The organism is Chryseobacterium ginsengisoli, assembly GCF_039542325.1.
Taxonomy (GTDB): domain Bacteria; phylum Bacteroidota; class Bacteroidia; order Flavobacteriales; family Weeksellaceae; genus Chryseobacterium; species Chryseobacterium ginsengisoli.
On record NZ_BAABHX010000001.1, the window covers coordinates 820,518 to 838,083 of the forward strand.

16 protein-coding genes are annotated in these 17,566 nt (G+C 32.7%); 7 read left to right on the forward strand and 9 right to left on the reverse strand.

The window, feature by feature from the left end; all coding sequences use genetic code 11:
• Nucleotides 1-56 precede the first annotated feature (56 nt).
• Both ABD940_RS03850 and ABD940_RS03855 read left to right on the forward strand, forming a co-directional pair.
• Nucleotides 57-1,100, forward strand: a complete 1,044-nt coding sequence (locus ABD940_RS03850) for a sensor histidine kinase (RefSeq protein WP_345200425.1) — start codon at nucleotides 57-59, stop codon at nucleotides 1,098-1,100.
• Between the two features lie 2 nt (nucleotides 1,101-1,102).
• A complete protein-coding gene (locus tag ABD940_RS03855) occupies nucleotides 1,103-1,813 on the forward strand; it encodes a LytR/AlgR family response regulator transcription factor (RefSeq protein ID WP_345200427.1) in 711 nt (236 codons plus the stop codon).
• On the opposite strand, the gene ABD940_RS03860 is transcribed toward ABD940_RS03855, so the two are convergent.
• Both ABD940_RS03860 and ABD940_RS03865 read right to left on the reverse strand, forming a co-directional pair.
• Entirely contained in the window at nucleotides 1,814-2,542 is a 729-nt protein-coding gene (locus ABD940_RS03860) for a phytanoyl-CoA dioxygenase family protein (RefSeq protein ID WP_345200428.1), read from the reverse strand. It lies immediately after the preceding gene.
• Nucleotides 2,543-2,930: 388 nt separating this feature from the next.
• The gene (locus ABD940_RS03865) at nucleotides 2,931-4,181 is read right to left on the reverse strand and encodes a dicarboxylate/amino acid:cation symporter (RefSeq protein WP_345200429.1); all 1,251 of its coding nucleotides are present in this window, start codon (nucleotides 4,179-4,181) and stop codon (nucleotides 2,931-2,933) included.
• A gap of 223 nt (nucleotides 4,182-4,404) precedes the next feature.
• Between ABD940_RS03865 and ABD940_RS03870 the strand changes: the two genes are divergently transcribed.
• From ABD940_RS03870 to ABD940_RS03885, 4 genes are all read left to right on the forward strand, one after another.
• Entirely contained in the window at nucleotides 4,405-4,896 is a 492-nt protein-coding gene (locus ABD940_RS03870; protein WP_345200430.1) for a BON domain-containing protein, read from the forward strand.
• A gap of 6 nt (nucleotides 4,897-4,902) precedes the next feature.
• Nucleotides 4,903-5,322 carry an SH3 domain-containing protein gene (locus ABD940_RS03875; protein WP_345200431.1) on the forward strand — a complete coding sequence of 140 codons (420 nt, stop codon included), beginning with the start codon at nucleotides 4,903-4,905 and terminating at the stop codon, nucleotides 5,320-5,322.
• A gap of 84 nt (nucleotides 5,323-5,406) precedes the next feature.
• Nucleotides 5,407-8,118 carry an outer membrane beta-barrel protein gene (locus ABD940_RS03880; RefSeq protein WP_345200432.1) on the forward strand — a complete coding sequence of 904 codons (2,712 nt, stop codon included), beginning with the start codon at nucleotides 5,407-5,409 and terminating at the stop codon, nucleotides 8,116-8,118.
• Between the two features lie 234 nt (nucleotides 8,119-8,352).
• Complete coding sequence (locus ABD940_RS03885) at nucleotides 8,353-10,218, forward strand: CocE/NonD family hydrolase (RefSeq protein ID WP_345200433.1); 1,866 nt, start codon at nucleotides 8,353-8,355, stop codon at nucleotides 10,216-10,218.
• Nucleotides 10,219-10,318: 100 nt separating this feature from the next.
• On the opposite strand, the gene ABD940_RS03890 is transcribed toward ABD940_RS03885, so the two are convergent.
• The 3 genes from ABD940_RS03890 to speB all read right to left on the reverse strand — a co-directional run bounded on the left by ABD940_RS03890 (nucleotide 10,319) and on the right by speB (nucleotide 12,875).
• Complete coding sequence (locus tag ABD940_RS03890; RefSeq protein ID WP_345200434.1) at nucleotides 10,319-10,930, reverse strand: alpha-ketoglutarate-dependent dioxygenase AlkB family protein; 612 nt, start codon at nucleotides 10,928-10,930, stop codon at nucleotides 10,319-10,321.
• Between the two features lie 162 nt (nucleotides 10,931-11,092).
• The gene (locus ABD940_RS03895; RefSeq protein WP_345200436.1) at nucleotides 11,093-11,953 is read right to left on the reverse strand and encodes a bifunctional helix-turn-helix domain-containing protein/methylated-DNA--[protein]-cysteine S-methyltransferase; all 861 of its coding nucleotides are present in this window, start codon (nucleotides 11,951-11,953) and stop codon (nucleotides 11,093-11,095) included.
• A gap of 67 nt (nucleotides 11,954-12,020) precedes the next feature.
• The gene (gene speB, locus ABD940_RS03900; RefSeq protein WP_345200437.1) at nucleotides 12,021-12,875 is read right to left on the reverse strand and encodes an agmatinase; all 855 of its coding nucleotides are present in this window, start codon (nucleotides 12,873-12,875) and stop codon (nucleotides 12,021-12,023) included.
• Between the two features lie 164 nt (nucleotides 12,876-13,039).
• Between speB and ABD940_RS03905 the strand changes: the two genes are divergently transcribed.
• A complete protein-coding gene (locus ABD940_RS03905) occupies nucleotides 13,040-13,699 on the forward strand; it encodes an HAD family hydrolase (protein WP_345200439.1) in 660 nt (219 codons plus the stop codon).
• Between the two features lie 93 nt (nucleotides 13,700-13,792).
• Here ABD940_RS03905 and ABD940_RS03910 read toward each other — a convergent pair whose 3' ends face one another.
• The 4 genes from ABD940_RS03910 to ABD940_RS03925 form a co-directional block, all read right to left on the reverse strand.
• Nucleotides 13,793-15,184, reverse strand: coding sequence for a type III PLP-dependent enzyme domain-containing protein (locus ABD940_RS03910; protein ID WP_345200441.1), 1,392 nt, complete (start codon nucleotides 15,182-15,184; stop codon nucleotides 13,793-13,795).
• A 108-nt stretch (nucleotides 15,185-15,292) separates the two neighbouring features.
• Complete coding sequence (locus ABD940_RS03915; protein ID WP_345200442.1) at nucleotides 15,293-16,090, reverse strand: tyrosine-protein phosphatase; 798 nt, start codon at nucleotides 16,088-16,090, stop codon at nucleotides 15,293-15,295.
• Nucleotides 16,091-16,275: 185 nt separating this feature from the next.
• Nucleotides 16,276-16,905, reverse strand: a complete 630-nt coding sequence (locus ABD940_RS03920; RefSeq protein WP_345200444.1) for a thiamine diphosphokinase — start codon at nucleotides 16,903-16,905, stop codon at nucleotides 16,276-16,278.
• The gene (locus ABD940_RS03925; protein ID WP_345200446.1) at nucleotides 16,895-17,464 is read right to left on the reverse strand and encodes a cob(I)yrinic acid a,c-diamide adenosyltransferase; all 570 of its coding nucleotides are present in this window, start codon (nucleotides 17,462-17,464) and stop codon (nucleotides 16,895-16,897) included. Before ABD940_RS03925 ends, ABD940_RS03920 begins: the two co-directional genes overlap by 11 nt.
• Nucleotides 17,465-17,566 lie beyond the last annotated feature (102 nt).

The following is a 17,566-nucleotide window of genomic DNA, read 5'->3' on the forward strand; positions in this document are numbered from 1 at the left end:
ATTCCTTCAATATTTTATTGAGGGAATTTGTGCACAAAACAATCAGATACAATTTTATGACAGCATTTTTCCGACAAATACAAACCACTTACATTTACCATTGGATCATCTGGATCATTCTTATTTTCTTTAAACTGATCATGGATTATTCCGTTTTCGGGAATTTTCTTCTTCCGATGAACATTAAATTATTTTTAATTTCCATCATATTATTTTATATCAGTTATTACATATTTCTGCCTTTTATCATTCGGCAGAGTCCGAAGAGAATTCTTGTCATTACGATTTCATTTGTTGTTATTTATGTGGCTTTAATGATTGTTTTTATGCCGCCATTACCTCAACATCCGCCATTTTCGCCGAAAGATTTTCCAAAAAACGAAAGAATGAAACCTTTTCATAATGGAATAAGTTTTTATGACATATGTTTTCGGATCGGGCTTTTCTCAATGATTTTCAGCACGTTGCTTTTCTTTGTCGATAAATGGATGGAAAACGGAAAAAAAATCAAAGCCTTAGAATTTGAAAGACAGTCGAGTGAACTGAAAATCTTGCGCGAACAGATTAATCCGCATTTCTTTTTTAATGCACTGAACAGTATTTATTCATTATCAATTATTCAGTCAAAAGATACACCAAGAGTTATTTTAATTTTGTCTGATATCATGCGTTATGTTCTTAACAATAAAAGTCTGCATAAAAATAATCTGAATGACGAAATTACCAACATCAAGAAATACATTGAGATCCAGTCGATTCGTTTTAATAAATTCAGTAATCTGAATTATGAATTTCAAGGCAATTTTGAATCTTACGAAATTGAGCCTTTATTACTTTTAACTTTTGTTGAAAATGCTTTTAAATATGCAGATTTAAGAAAAGGTTCGTTAGATATTAAAGTAAATTTAAACAATGGATTGCTGGATTTTGACATCCGAAATTTCTACGAAAATAAAAACTACGAAAAATCCGATGACAGCAAACTGGGAATAGAAAATACCAAAATGAAGCTGAATCTTTTGTATCCCGATAAATATCAACTAGATATAAATGACAATGGCTCTGAATATAAAGTTAATTTAAAACTTCAACTGAATTAAAGATGAATTGCATAATTGTAGACGATGAAGAACTGGCTCATCACGTTATTGAGGAATACATTTCAAGAATTCCGTTCCTAAATCTGGTGAAAAACTGTTATGACATTCAGGAAACGATCCAGACTTTGCAAAGTGAGAATATCGACCTTATTTTTCTTGATATCAATCTGCCCAATATTACCGGAATAGAGTTTTTAAAAAGCTTCAATAAGCTTCCCGACGTTATCATCACCACAGCTTATGATGACTGTGCAGTACAGGGTTTTGAGATGGATGTCACAGATTATTTATTGAAACCATTTTCGTTTGAACGTTTTTTAAAAGCGATCTATAAAAGTTATAATCTGCACAATAATTCTAAAATTTTACACGAAAAAACTACACAGAATTTCTTTAAAGAATCTTTCATTTTTGTACGTTCCAATAATGAAGATGTAAAATTGAATTTAAGCGAAATTACCCGAATCAATGCCTTAAAAGATTACATTATTATTTACACGGAAACTAGAAAATTAATCGTTCATCAAACCATGAAATCCATTATGGAAAAAATTGAATCTGAGAATTTTATCCGGGTTCATAATTCGCATATTATTTCGCTTCAACATCTCCAAAGTATCGGAAAAAATACGCTCACGATTGGAAATGAAAGAATTCCGATCAGTGAAAAATACAAAGCCTATTTAGGTAAAGTGGTAGAAAAATATAAATAATTAATTCATTTTTTCGAAAACACCTCTTTCCGACCAGTTTAGTTCTTCCGGCAGTTCCATATCAGAAAATTCGATGTGGATGACTCTTCTTTTCTTTCCGTTGGTTGTTCTGTTGGAACCATGAAGAATTAAAGGTTTCATGATCATTATTCCACCTTTTTCTACATTGCAGATTGATTCAGTTTCTACAGTCCAGTCGATGGTTTCCGGTCTGTAAATTCCTTTTGAATGGGATTTCAGAACGACTTTCAAAGCTCCATTATTTTCATCAGTATCATCCAGATGAATTCTTATGGTGAAAACATTTTCAAGAATATTCAAAGGTGGCTGAACTGCGAATTGATTCTGTTTTGTCGTCCAAGGTCCAAAGTCGGGCAATTCAATCTTTTTATCAACAGAAATTGTTAAATCCTGATGATAAGCAACGTACCAGTTAGATTTCTCAGGCTTATCAAAGTAAATGCTTTTCACTACAAAATATTTTTCTCCAAAAATTTCTTTGATAATCATTTTAATATTTTCATTAAAAATCAATTCATTAATCTCGGGAATTTCCTTTAAAAACTGTCTGATCGCAAATAAATCTTCCGACTTTCTAAATGTTTCTTTGGAAGTATCTATATTTTGAATGACTTCACTCATTTTTTCTATTTCTTCATTAGAAAAAATATTATTGATGACGGTAAAGCCATTTTCTTGAATTGAGTTTTTGTGATTTTGTAAATTCATTTGATTATTTTGAATCTATTTTTAAACGCAAAGATCGCAAAGATTTTCTTTAAAATGATTAAGAATATTTTTTGGTCGCAAAGGCGTTTCACTCATTAATTTTGGTGTCATTGCGAGGAGCAAAGCGACGAAGCAATCTTTTTAATTATTAAATTTCTATGAGATTGCTTCACCTTCGGTTCGCAATGACAAATTTTTAAAGAAGGGCAACAACTCTAGCCCCGATTGGAATGACATCCTTTTTGGTTGCGGGTGGAGCGAAGCGGAACCCGTAACCAAAAAGATATAATGGAAAGCGGGATCAAGCTTCAAATAAAAAATAAATGGTCAATAATGAAGATAAAAAATTCACCATTGACCATTCATTAGCTTAAGCTAAATTTATATTTTACATATTTCCTCCATGATTCTCCAGCTGTCCTTCCCATTTTGAAACGGCAGAAGTTGCCAAAGCATTTCCAAGAACGTTGGTCATACTTCTTCCCATATCGCAGAAATGGTCGATCGGTAAAATTAGGGCAATGCCTTCCGGCGGAATTCCAAACATAGAACACGTTGCAACGATGATTACCAAAGAAGCTCTCGGAACTCCCGCAATTCCTTTTGATGTCAACATTAATACCAAAAGCATAGTAATCTGTTGACCGACTGTCATTTCAATTCCATAAATCTGAGCAATGAAAATTGATGCAAAAGTCATGTACATCATACTTCCGTCCAGATTGAAAGAATATCCTAAAGGTAAAATAAAAGACACTACTCTATTGTTGCAGCCAAATCTTTCCAGCTCTTCAACCAATTTAGGAAAAACAGCTTCTGAACTTGTCGTAGAAAACGCGATCAATAAAGGTGCTTTGATTCTTTTTAATAATTCGAAAAGACGGTTTCCAAGAATTAAGTATCCAACTAATAAAAGCACCAGCCAAAGAATCGCCAATGCAAAGAAGAAATCTCTTAAATAAATGGCATATACTTTAAAAATTTCGAAACCGTTGGTCGCGACAACCGCTGCAATTGCTCCTAAAACTCCAAGAGGTGCAAACCACATAATGTAACCTACCATTTTCAAAATTCCATGAGCTACAATATCGAATAATTTAATAACAGGTTGAGAATATTCTTCGCCCAAATTTGCCAAAGCAATTCCAAACATGATAGAAAATACCACAATCTGCAGAACTTCATTGGTTGCAAAAGCTTCAAAAATACTTTTAGGAATAATATGTTTTACAAAATCTTCCATCGAAAATCCTTTACTGCTTTTCAACAATTCTTCTGCGGAAGCCGCATCCTGAATCGGAAGTTTTGTTATATGTCCCGGTTCCAGCCAGTTGACCAATATTAAACCAATGAAAAGGGAAACCAACGAAGCGGAAATAAACCAAAGCATTGCTTTTGTTCCTACTCTTCCGATCATTTTAATATCACTCATTTTTGCAATTCCGACAACCAAGGTTGTGAAAACCAAAGGAGCAATGATCATCTGAACCAAACGGATGAAAACCGTTCCCAGAAGTTTTATATTTTTAGAAAAAGGTTCTGCACTTTCCGGATACTGAGTATGCACAAATCCGCCAATTCCGACACCGATCACAAGTGCGATAATAATTGCTATAAATAGTTTATTCTGTCCTTTCATATATATGTTTCAAGATTCGCAAATATAATATTTTTACAATTGGTGTAAGATTTCATTTTTAAAGACAATTAATATTATGTTAAATCAACTATCCTTTAAAATTAATTATCTGATTAATAAAATATTGCAAGAAATTTCATGAAAATTTATTTTAATTTTATTCTTTTGGTATGAATTTTATTATTACATTTACTCGTATTAACATATTAAAAAATATACAACTATGAAAAAAACTATCGCAATGGCTGCATTGGCTGTAGCTGTGTCTTTCGGGGCTGTTTCTTGTAAGAAGAAAGTTTCTGATGCTGATCTTCAAACTCAGGCTACTACTGTAGTAGTATCTAACCCGAACGCTTCTGTGGAAGTAAAAGAGGGAGTTGCTCATTTGAGCGGAACTTTCGAAACTCAGGAAGCTAAAGATGCAATGATCAAACAATTGAAGGCTATTACCGGTGTAAAAGAAGTAATGGATATGGCTACTGTAGCTCCTGCTGCTGCAACTGTAGCGCCAGTTCAGACTACAACTGCTGTAGATCCTGCTGTACAACAGAAAGTTCAGGATGCAGTGAAAGATATTCCAGGTGTAAAAGTAGAAGTTGTAAACGGAGAATTAACTCTTACAGGAACTGTATCTTCTGCTAATGCAAGAAAAGTAAAAGAATCTGTAGATGCTTTGAAAGTTGGAAAAGTAAATTATAACTATACAGTAAAATAATTAGAAATGAGCACATTACAAGATAAATATTCAAGCGTAGTTTCTGCTGCTCAATCTGCAGGAATCTCTAATCTACAAGTTCAGGAGCAAGATGGAATTCTTTACGTTTCCGGAGCTGCTTCAAACACTGCAGCAAAAGATGCAGTTTGGAATGCTTTAGGCGCAATCGATTCTACTTATTCTGCTTCAGATATCAACATCGATGTACAGGTTTCAGGACTTGCTGCAGGTGCTGCTCTTACAGTTGCAACTGACGAATCAAACCTAAACATCAGACAAGAGCCCTCTACAGAAGCTGCAGTTGTAGGTAAAGCTGCAAAAGGAGCTTCGGTAACTTTAATTGAGCAAACTTCTGACGACTGGTGGAAAGTGAAAACTGACGACGGGCAGGAAGGTTACGCTTACTCAAGATATTTGAAAGCTTAATTCGCAAGATTTAACAATATTTAAAATATAGGCATCCCTTTTTAGGGATGTTTTTTTATATTTTAGCGCCTTCAAAAACATATAATGAAGAAAATTTTATGGCTGCTGCTCTTTTCATTTAATTTTTTAATAGTAAGCGGACAAAAGCTGAGCATCAATGGAAAAGTCACGGATTTCGAAAAGAAACCTGTGGAAAATGCAACCGTTTATTTATTAAAACAAAAAGATTCATCGGTCATTAATTATACTTCTACCAACAAAGAAGGAAAATTTTCACTAAAAACAAATGAACTTACCGAATCGTCAATCTTAAAAATCGATGCAGAGAAATTAATTTCTTATTCTAAAAAATTTGATAAAATAAATCAATCCATAGATCTTGAAAATATTGAACTTGATAAAAGTAAAATCACAGATATTGAAGAAGTAAAAATTACTGTTTCTCCCGTAAAAATTAAAAAAGACACGATTGAATTCAATGCCAATGCGATAAAAGTTCGTCCCAATAGCAATATCGAGGAATTATTAAAGAATATCAACGGTGTTGAAATTGATAATGACGGAAAAATTACTGTCAATGGAAAAGATGTAGATCAAATTATGATCAACGGAAAACCTTTTTTCGATAAAGACGGAAAAATTGCTTTGAAAAATATTCCTGCAGATATTATTAAAAACATACAGTTTACCACCACAAAAACCAAAGAGGAAGAACTTACCGGAAAAATTCCGAAATCTGAAAATACGACGATCAATTTTAATATTGACGAAAAGAAAAATAAAGGTTTCCTTTCCCGACTTACTGCAGGTTATGGTTCTGACAAAAGATATGAAGGAAACGGATTTTTAAGCTATTTTAAAGATAAGACCAAGGTCAGTTTGGTACTTTCTTCCAATAATATCAATTCGCAAGGTGATTCCGGCGATAATACGGGGAAAAATTCTAGAAATTCCCAAGCCGGAAATACCATGAAAGGTATTCAGAAATCGACAACGATCGGTGTGAATTACAGTGATAAATTAAGCAAAGAAATTGAACTTGATGCATTGGGAATTACACGAACAAACACCAATCTGGAAACTGCCTCAAAAGTTGCAAAAACAACTTTTCTTACTAACTATAATTTAAAAACGAACTCAGAAAATCAGGCTGAAAACGAATCTGAACAGTATAATTTTAATTCATCCCTGAAAATAAAACCGGATACTTTAAGCACTATTTACTTTTCACCTGCTTTTTCAAATTCAAAAACCACGAGTTTCAGAACAGGAAAATCGATCACTTTTAAAGATGACGAATTGCTTAATGAAAGTCAGTCTTCAACTAATTCCAACTCGGAAAGTAATAATTTTAGTCCTAATATTCATTATTCAAGAAAATTTGGAAAGAAGGGAAGAATTTTTTATTCAAGTTTAAATACTTCGATTTCACAAAACAAAAATAAAAGTCTCGTTAATTCTCAAACATTATTTTACGTGAATGGAGCTGAAGATGTTACAAAAAGAGACATCAGAGATCAATTGACTCAAACCAAAGCACAAAACAATAATTATTCTTTTAATGCAAAATATACAGAGCCAATCACAGATTCTTTAAATATAAGTTTTGGATTAAATTATGACTCAAAAAATTCGATAAATGACAGAACTGTTAATGATTTTGATAAAATTACAGGACAGTATTCCAACTACAATCTAGTTTTATCCAACAATTCGGACGAAAAAAGCAATCAACTTTCACCACAAATCGGTATTGAACTGAATAAGCAGAAATTCAATGTATGGGCTTCTTTAAATGTAAATTTCACAGATTTGAAATACAATTCCATCTTTAACGGAAAATATTATGAATTACGAAGAAACTTTACACTTCCCGATTATAATGCAGGATTGCAATATCGACTTTCGCAAAACTCAAGATTAAACATTTACAATTCAGCAAGTTTCACGATTCCGTCTTCAGAAAGGCTGATTCCGTATCTTGATGAATCGAATCCATTGGTAACTTATAGAGGAAATCCCGATCTTAAAAATGTATGGAGCAACAGAACAACAGTTTATTTCAGTAATTTCAATGTTCCGAAAAACCTCAATTATCATTTTAATCTGACTTTTATTTACAGTAATAATGACACAGCCAATTTTTCTTATTATGACGACTCAGGGAAACAATCTGTGACATACGCCAACATCAGCGGAAATAAAAGTGTGAATTTCGGAAGCGGTTTGAGTAAAACCTTCAAATGGGGTGAGAATAAATTCACAGTCAGCCCAAGAGTAAACCTGAATTACAGATACAACCAAGGATTTATCGACGGACAAATGTTTACCGGAAATTCTTACACTTTTAATCCCGGAATTAATCTAACATACGACAGAAAGGATAAAATTTATATAAAACCTTCTTATAACGTTAATTATTCGTTTTCCGATTATAAAAATTACAACACTGAAAGTGTAAAAAACACATATCAGACTTTTCGACTGGAACTTACCAATTATTTTCTAAAAACAAACTTAGTTTTTGAAAATGACTTTGAATACAATACAAGTTCGAATATTGCTCCGGGTTTCAAGAAAGATTTTTATTTTCTGAATACGAGTTTAGGATATTCTTTTTACAAAAAACAATTCACTGCAAAAGTGAAGGTTTATGACATTTTGAACCAAAACCAAAGTGTGAGAAGAACAATTACAGCTTCTTATGTGGAAGACCGTGAAGACTTAATTTTAAAACGTTATGTGATGTTTTCTCTGACGATGAAACTAAATAAATTTGCAGGAAAGAAAATGTAGGTTAAACACGAATTGTTCTAATTTTTTTATCGATAACACGAAATTTTTAAATTTTTCCTTTCATGCTTGTTATTCTGAACGAAATAAAATGGAGTGAAAAATCTATCAAAATAATGTTTGAAGACTCTTCTTTCGTCAGAATGACAGCTAACTGCGAGGATCTTTTTATATTAATCTTAAACATACATTTAATTAAAAGCTTTTTATTTTTAAATTAGCATCAAATTTTATGTAATGAAGATTCATTTTTCAATTTTATTCATTTTATGTTTCATTTTTGGAAATTCGCAGAACAAACCGCAACCTGCAGACACTTTTGTGAAGGATAATTTTACCAAAAAGGAATTTTATATCACTATGCGTGACGGGGTGAAACTTTTCACGGCGGTTTATATTCCAAAAGATATTTCCAACAAAACAAAATATCCGTTTTTGATGCAGAGAACTTGCTACAGCATCGCTCCTTACGGTGAAAACGAATACAGAACGAAGCTTGGTCCGAACCAATATTTAATGAAAGACAAATATATTTTTGTATTTCAGGACGTTCGCGGAAGATACATGAGTGAAGGAACTTTTACCAACATGACACCTCAAGTTGACCATAAAACCAAGAAAGATGTCGATGAAAGTACAGATACTTACGACACAATCGATTGGTTGGTTAAAAATATCAAAGACAACAATGGAAAAGTAGGTCAATACGGAACTTCTTATCCGGGATTCTACACTGCAGTAGGAGTTTTGGCGCAACATCCAGCTTTAGTCGCATCTTCTCCGCAAGCTCCGATTTCAGATTTCTGGAATGACGATTTTCTTCACAACGGAAGATTCATGTTAGGATATTTCAGAACTTTCCCGGTTTTCGGAGTTCAGAAGACAAAGCCTGAAAACAAAACGTGGTATTCCGATTCTATGATTAAAACCACTTCAGAAGACGGTTTGAAATTCTACAGAGACATGGGTACTTTGAAAGATGGTTATGACAAATATTACAAAGACAATTTCTTCATGACAGAAATTATGAATCATACTAATTACGATGATTTCTGGCAAAAAAGAAGCCTTCTTCCTCATCTTAAAAACGTAAATCATGCAGTAATGTCTGTCGGAGGCTGGTTTGATGCAGAAGATCTTTCAGGACCTTTAAATATTTATAAAACTATTGAAAAAACAAGCCCGAAAGCTAAAAATACGATTGTGATGGGGCCTTTTTCTCACGGAGCTTGGGCGTATGAACAAGGGAAACATTTACATAATGAAATTTATTTCGGAGACAGTATTGCAACATACTATCAGAAAAATATTGAGACGAAATTTTTCAACCATTATTTAAAAGGCGATACAAAAAAAGACGCAGGCTTACCTGAAGCATTGATGTATGATACAGGAGCAAAACAATGGAGAGAATTTACGACTTATCCTCCAAAAGAAGGACAAAAAGTGAATTTCTACCTATCAAACGGAACATTGAAAAATTCTGCAGGACAAGGTTCATCAGAATATTATAGTGATCCGAATAATCCTGTTTTAAGTTCTGATAATCTGAAAGATTTTAATGGATTTACGCCAAGAAATTATATGTCGGAAGATCAGAGATTTGCGGAAGGGAGACCCGATGTTTTAACTTTCACAACTGATGTTTTGACAGACGATATGACTTTCGCAGGAGAAATTATGGCTAAATTAAATATTGCTTCCACTTCTACAGATGCGGATTTTGCAGTGAAATTAATTGATGTTTATCCTGAAGATTTTAAACCTGCTGAAAAGAAAGATGGTGTAATTTATGGAAATTATCATCAAATGGTAAGAAGTGAAATTATGCCTGCAAGATTCAGAAATTCTAGAGAAAAAGCGGAAGCTTTGGTACCGAATCAGAAAACTGCTGTGAATTTTAGATTGCAGGATGTTGTGCATACTTTTAAGAAAGGACATAAAATTCAGATACAGATTTCTTCGACATGGTTTCCATTATTCGCCATTAATCCTCAGAAATTCTTAGATAATCCGAATTTTGCAACGAAGGAAGATTATACGAAAGCGTTTATCAAGATTTTTGAAGATAGCGCGATTGAAGTTGAGGTTTTAAATAAATAAGTTTTAAAAAAGCCGTTCGAATTTGAACGGCTTTTTTTGTTTTTATGAATTTGGCAACACAGTTTTGTCATTCCGTATGATTAAAATTTTCGTATAAATATTACTCATCAATCGTCCTGAAAGTCAAATTTACTCTCGGTGTCTTCACTTTTGTAGTCGGTGGAAGTCTATGCAACCAATGATCCTGAGTTATTCCTTTCATTACCAATAAACTTCCGTTTTCTAAAAATATTTCTACTTTTTCTTTGGTTGTTTTATGTTTAAATAAAAATTTTCTTTCCGCTCCGAAAGTCAGAGAAGCAATTGCTCCATGCTTTTTCAAATCTTTTTCTGCATCGCTGTGATAAGCCATTCCTTCACTTCCGTCGTGGTATAAATTCAGCAAACAGGAATTGTAAGTTTCACCCGTGACTTCTTCACATTTTTGTTTTAATTCTAATAATTCGGGAGTCCAGAACTTTGCATATTTCGTTCGTTTTGAATACGTGTATTCAAATGGCTTTTCTCCAAACCAAGCTACTTTTCTTTTGGTTAAAATTAATTTTCCGAAAATCACGGCTTCATCATTTTCCCACGGAATCTGATTGAATAAATAATCATAATAAAAATCTGATTTTTCTTTTGAAAAAACTTTACCGTAATAATGAACGGTTCCATCTTTGGGAAGAATGTTTATAGGATAATCGGATATGTCTTCGAATAGGCTCAACATTGATATTATTAACGTTTATGATTAAAATAAACCATTAAGATTGATTAAGTTGATGAGAATAATTAAGCTTGCTTTTGCTTAAGAAATGATACTTAAAAATCAGAATGATCTATCTTAATTAAACTTCGCTGCTTAAAATCAATCTTAATGGTTCAAATAAATTTAAAGTAAAATAGAGTTTTCAGAATATACATGAGAACTTTCCCAGCCGATAATCAATTGCTTTCTTTCGCTTCCCCACATGTAGCCTCCAATATTTCCCGAAGATTGAATCACACGGTGACAAGGAATTAAAAACGCAACAGGATTGCTTCCAATTGCAGTTCCGACCGCTCTTGAGGCATTTGGATTTCCAATTTTTTCGGCTAAATTTCCGTAAGTTGATAATTTTCCCATCGGAATTTTGAGAAGACTTTCCCAAACTTTAAGCTGGAAATCAGTTCCTTTTAGATGTAGTTTGATGGTGTTAAGTTTCGTCCAGTCATTATTAAAAATAGACAAAGCATTTTTCTGAAAATCATCCTGTTTTTCAAAAAAAGAAGCATTAGGAAATTTAAGTTGTAAATCTCCCAATGCTTTATTTTTATTGTTTTCAAAAGCCATATAACAAACTCCTTTTTCTGTAGAAGCTATGATCATGTTTCCAAAAGGGCTTTCGGAATAACTGTAATTGATGTTGAGGTTTTTCCCGCCGTTTTTATATTCTGCAGGAGACATTCCTTCGATGTTTACAAACAAATCGTGTAATCTGCTTGTGCTCGAAAATCCTGTCTCGAAAGCTGCATCAAACAAACTCATTTTTTCTTCCTTCAACAAATTTTTAGCATGTTCAAGACTTATGAACTGTAAAAATTTCTTTGGACTCGTTCCCGCCCAATCAGAAAACATCTTCTGGAAATGAGCCGGACTCAAATGAACTTTTTCCGCCACTTCATCCAAATTCGGCTGAAGCTTAAAATTGCTTCGGATATATTCTATCGCTTTAGCAATTCTTTCGTAATCTATCTGATTTTGTGTGGACATAACATTTATTTTACCTCACAAATATCCAAAGAATTATTCACAGAAAAAATCCGAATCTTGCGAAGTTTTAATCTTTATTTATATGATAATAAGCCAACATTTTGTAGTATAACTTTGCAGCCAAGAATGCACTTGGTTTTGAATAAGCCGAATCCATTAATTCAACAATATCAAAAGCTACAACATTACATTTTTCAAATACTTTTCTTAATAATTCTAATGTTGGATACCATTGTAAACCACCTGGTTCAGGAGTTCCCGTTGATGGAGCAATTGAAGGATCAAAAGCATCTAAATCGATCGTGATATAAACGTTTCCTGAAACTTTTTCCAATACATCATTTACCCAGTTTTCATTGTTTGCAATTTCATGAGCGAAAAATACTCTTCCTTCAGGTAAATATTCAGCCTCTTCAATATCCATAGAACGGATTCCCACCTGTACCAAATTATGCTTCTGATTCGCTTCAAAAACTGCACAAGCATGATTAGAAGTAGAACCGTGGAACTCAGGACGAAGATCTGTATGAGCATCCAATTGAAGAACCGTTAAGTTTTCATACTTTTCACCAACCGCACGAATCGAACCGATAGAAACGGAATGTTCACCACCAAAAAGCGTGAATAATTTTCCGTTGTTGCTCAAAAGCTCTTTTGTTTTTTGATAAACAGCTTCTGTCATTGCTTCAGGCGTAGAATTTTCAGAAACTTCTCCGGCTAAGTAAACACCTTCCAAATAAGGCTCAGTTCCTGTTTCGATGTCGTAAAGCTCCATGTTTTCTGAAGCATCAAGGAATAATTCAGGACCTTTATCCGCTCCTTTTCCCCAAGTTGAAGTTCCATCGTAAGGAACAGTTACCAAAACTACTTTCGAGTTCTCTAATGATGCATTTTCTTCAGGAATTCCTGCGTATGTTTTCATATATAATTTATTAATTAAAAAATTAAATGATTGAAATAGTATAAGATTTTGCAAAGATACAAAATAGTCGTTGAGTTGTAAATGATGAGTTATTAATGATAAGTTTTATATTGATTAAAATCCTTTAACTTTAAAACATTATTTTTGTTTAAAAATTTAATTTTATGCCTTTAAAAGCTGTTCTTTTCGATATGGATGGAGTAATTGTAGATACAGAACCATTGCATAGAAAAGCTTATTTCAAAACATTTGACGAACTGGGAATTGCGGTTCCCGAAGATTTATACACTTCTTTTACAGGAGCTTCCACAAAAAGAGTTGCTGAAACTTTAATTGATAAATTTAATTTAAAACAAACTCCCGAAGAGATTGCATCTACCAAAAGAGCATTTTTTAAAGATTATTTTTACAATGATGAGGAATTTGATTTAATTCCGGGAGTGAAAGATCTAATTCTGCATTATTATGAAAATGATATAAAATTAATACTGGCTTCTTCCGCAACAATGACTACTATCAATATGGTTTTTGAAAAATTTGAGCTGGAAAAATATTTCAAAGGAAAAATAAGCGGTGCAAATTTAAAGGAATCAAAACCTCATCCTGAAGTTTTCCTATTGGCTGCAGAAATGGCAAGTGAACCTGTTGAAAACTGTATGGTTATTGAAGATTCTACCAATGGAATTTTGGCGGCTCACCGAGCGAAAATTTTCTGTGCAGCGTATAGAAGTCCACATTCTAAAAACCAGGATTATACTTTGGCAGATACGGTGGTTTCTGATTATGAAGAATTAAGACTTGATAAGATTTCAAAATATTTTTAAATAAAAAAGTCTGTCTCAAAATTTTTAAGACAGACTTTTTTTATGTTTTTTCGAGATTGCTTCGTCGCTTCGCTCCTCGCAATGACAGTTTTATTAATATCCTAAAAGTTTCAAGACATCTTCCGGCTCCTGTCTTTCACGGAAAATCTCATATTGAAGTTCTCCATTTTCATCTTTTTGAATCAGAATATGTCTTGGTTGAGGCATTAAACAGTGATGAACTCCACCATAACCACCAATTGTTTCCTGATATGCTCCTGTGTGGAAAAACCCGATATATAATGGTTTTGTATCACTGAAAACGGGCAGATAAATTGCATTTGTATGCTGTTCAGAATTATAGTAATCATCTGAATCACAAGTCAATCCACCTAAGAAAACTCTTTCATATGTATCATCCCAACGATTTAACGGAAGCATGATAAAGTGTCTTGAAATCGCCCAAGTATCAGGAAGAGTCGTCATGAAAGATGAATCGATCATATTCCACTTTTCTCTGTCGTTCTGACGTTTTTGAGAAATGATTTTATAAATATTCGCACCGCTTTCTCCAACTGTGAAACTTCCAAATTCTGTATAAATATTAGGTTCTTCAACACCTTCTTCTTCACAGAATTTCTTGATCTGAGAAACGATTTCTTCAACCATATATTGATAATCATAATCAAACTGCAAAGACGTTTTAATTGGGAAACCACCACCGATATTCAAAGAATTTACTTCTGGAGCAATTTTTTTCAAACGCGCATAAACACGAAGACATTTATACAATTCATTCCAATAATACGCTGTGTCTTTGATTCCCGTATTAATAAAAAAATGAAGCATTTTCAATCTTGCATTCGGATGTTCAGCGATCTTTTGACTGTAGTAAGGAATAATATCTTTATATCCGATTCCTAATCTTGAGGTATAAAATTCGAATTTAGGCTCTTCTTCAGAAGCGATTCTGATTCCAATATCGAAAGTCGTGTCGATGCTTTCTGTAAGCTTATCCAACTCACGGTAATTATCCAAAATTGGCGTAATATTTTCAAAACCGCTATTGATCATATCCGAAATTTTCGCCAGATAATCATCAGTTTTAAACCCGTTACAGATCACTTCAATATCTTTTGTTACTTTCCCTTCCTTATAAAGAGATTTTACGATATCCATGTCGTATGCAGAAGAAGTTTCAATAGAAATATCATTTCTTAGTGCTTCTTCAATGACAAATTTAAAATGACTGGATTTTGTACAGTAACAATACCTGTAGTTTTTCTTATATTCGGTTTTCTCAAACGCTTCTTTGAACCAGCTTTTTGCTTTCTGAATATTTTGAGAAATCTTCGGGAGGTAACTAACCTTTAAAGGAGTTCCAAACTTTTCAACAACATCCATCAAAGGAATATCGTGAAACAACAAATTGTTCTCAGAAACATTGAATTCTTCCGTTGGAAAATACAATGTCTGATCAATAAGTTCCGAGTATTTTATTTTCATTTTCTAACAAGTGAATTAAGAATGCAAAATTGCTAAAAAAGTTTGATTTTTAAACGTTAAATTTATTATAAATTTCGATGTTTTTTTATTGAAAATAAAGCTTCATTATTAATATGTGAACTTCTGAATATATTCCTGTCTTTTATTTTCAGAAATTCCCAAAACTTGTTGAATATAAGTATCGATTGAGCCATATTTGTTGTTGATTTCATTAAAAGCTGCATCTAAATAATCAGTTTCAACCCAGCTTAATTTTTCCAATACTTTAATATCCATTTTGGGATAAAGAAAATGTAAATTATTTGCGAGATTAAGTCTTTTATCAACTAACTTTTTCCTGTAATTATTGGATAACAGATAATCATTGTAAATCGTTTCCTTATCAAATTTTAAAATTGTTAAAATCAGAGCAGTTGTAATTCCTGTTCTGTCTTTTCCTGCAGTACAGTGATATAAAATCGGCTGGTCTGATTCTAAAATTTCAGTGACAATTTTTTTGATAATTTCAGGATTTTCTGTGACATATTCTTTGTAGAAATCAAGCATTCTTTTATCAGCATCAGAACCGTTAACTTTTCCTTTTAGCACTAATTTTTTAGCCTGATCCAATTGATCACCTTTATCTTCAAATGCAGAATAATTTTTGTAAATAATTCCACTCGGAAGATTGTCTGGTTTTTGAGCAATTTCTTTTGAATTTCTAAGGTCAATAATTTCTTTTATTCCTAAGTTTTCAAATTCTTTGAATGATTTTGGTTTTAGCTTATAAAGATTTCCGCTTCTGTAAAATTTCCCTTCTTTTAAAGTTCTGCCGTCAATGTTTTTTATATTTCCAACTGTTCGTAAATTATTGACTTTTTTAATTTTAATATCTTTTTCTGTAATATTTTTTCCATATTCGGGCATGGAAAAATTCTGCGTTTTGCAGGAGAAAACACAAAATATTGAAATGGTTAGAAATGATATTTTGATTAGGTTTTTCAAGTAGATTATTTAAAATTAAGAGTATTTTATTAGGAATCTCATCAGAAAAAGAAAAGTTTAGATTCCTACGGAATGACAAAGAGGATGCTTATTTTTTCATATGTAATTTACAAATAATTTCTTCCGATAAAAACCAGCAAATCACCTTTTTCATATTCAATAGAAACCTCATCTTCCACTGCAAAATTTCGGGTTCCAATTCTTGAAGTAATGCTTAAACTTCCATTAATTAAAGGCCAATTCAAACCTTTTGTTGTAATATTTTCAACTGATGGAAAAGGATATAATGAAACCATTTTATCTTTTATTCCTTTTACACTAAAACTTTTCGGGACAAAATAATATTCAGAAAATTCATCATAAAACTTTATGTTTAACTGATCCTTAAATCCAAAAGCTACGGTAAGATTTCCCAAAAAATGATCCTGCTCTCCTCCACTTCCGCCTAAAACGTCAACATTTTTAAAGCCTTTTTCTAAAATAATTTCTAATGCTTTATGAAAATCTGTTTTGTCCTGATCCGGAGTATAAATGAATTTCTCATCATAAATATTTTCATCTTTTCCAGAATGCGAATCGAAATCTCCGGAAATAAAATCTAATTTATCTAATGGAAAATTTAGATTTTTAAGATAATGAAAAGCACCGTCTGTACAGGCAATCAACCTGTAATTTTTAGGATTCGGAAAAGATTTCGGAGCGTCTCCGTTGATGAAAAGCAATACTCTATCTTTCATTCGGATTCCAGTACTCTTCCGGTTCGTTGTTGATTTTTGAGATATATCTTGCCAACACAAAAAGATAATCTGAAAGTCTGTTTAAATATTTAATTAACTCAGGGCGAACTTCTTCCGATTCGTTTAAGAAAACTAAAGAACGTTCTGCTCTTCTGCAGATTGTTCTTGCTGCATGCAAAAACGTTGCTGATTTTCCACCTCCTGGAAGAATAAAATATTGAAGCGGTTCTAATTTTTCTTCAAAAGCATCCATCCAATTTTCCAATTCTTCGATTTCAGTTTCCGAAATAATTAGTGGTAAACGTGATTTTCCATTTGCCAACATTAATTTATCTACCGGAGTTGCCGCTTCCGAACCAACCGTAAACAAATCAAACTGAATTTTTTTTAATTGTTTTAAAACTTCTTCATCTTGAATATGACTTTTTGAAATTCCTATAAATGAATTGAGTTCGTCTATATTTCCGTAGCTGTCGACTCTTGCACTCGCTTTTGAAACTCTCGTTCCGCCGTACAACGCAGTCTGACCTTTATCGCCTGTTTTCGTATAAATTTTCATAGTACTAAATTACTTTTTTAAAATAAGGTTTACAAATTTTGATTCTGAAGAGCCTTAACTTTTCTAATTCCGACAACCGCCATAGCCCAGATTGAAACGGCA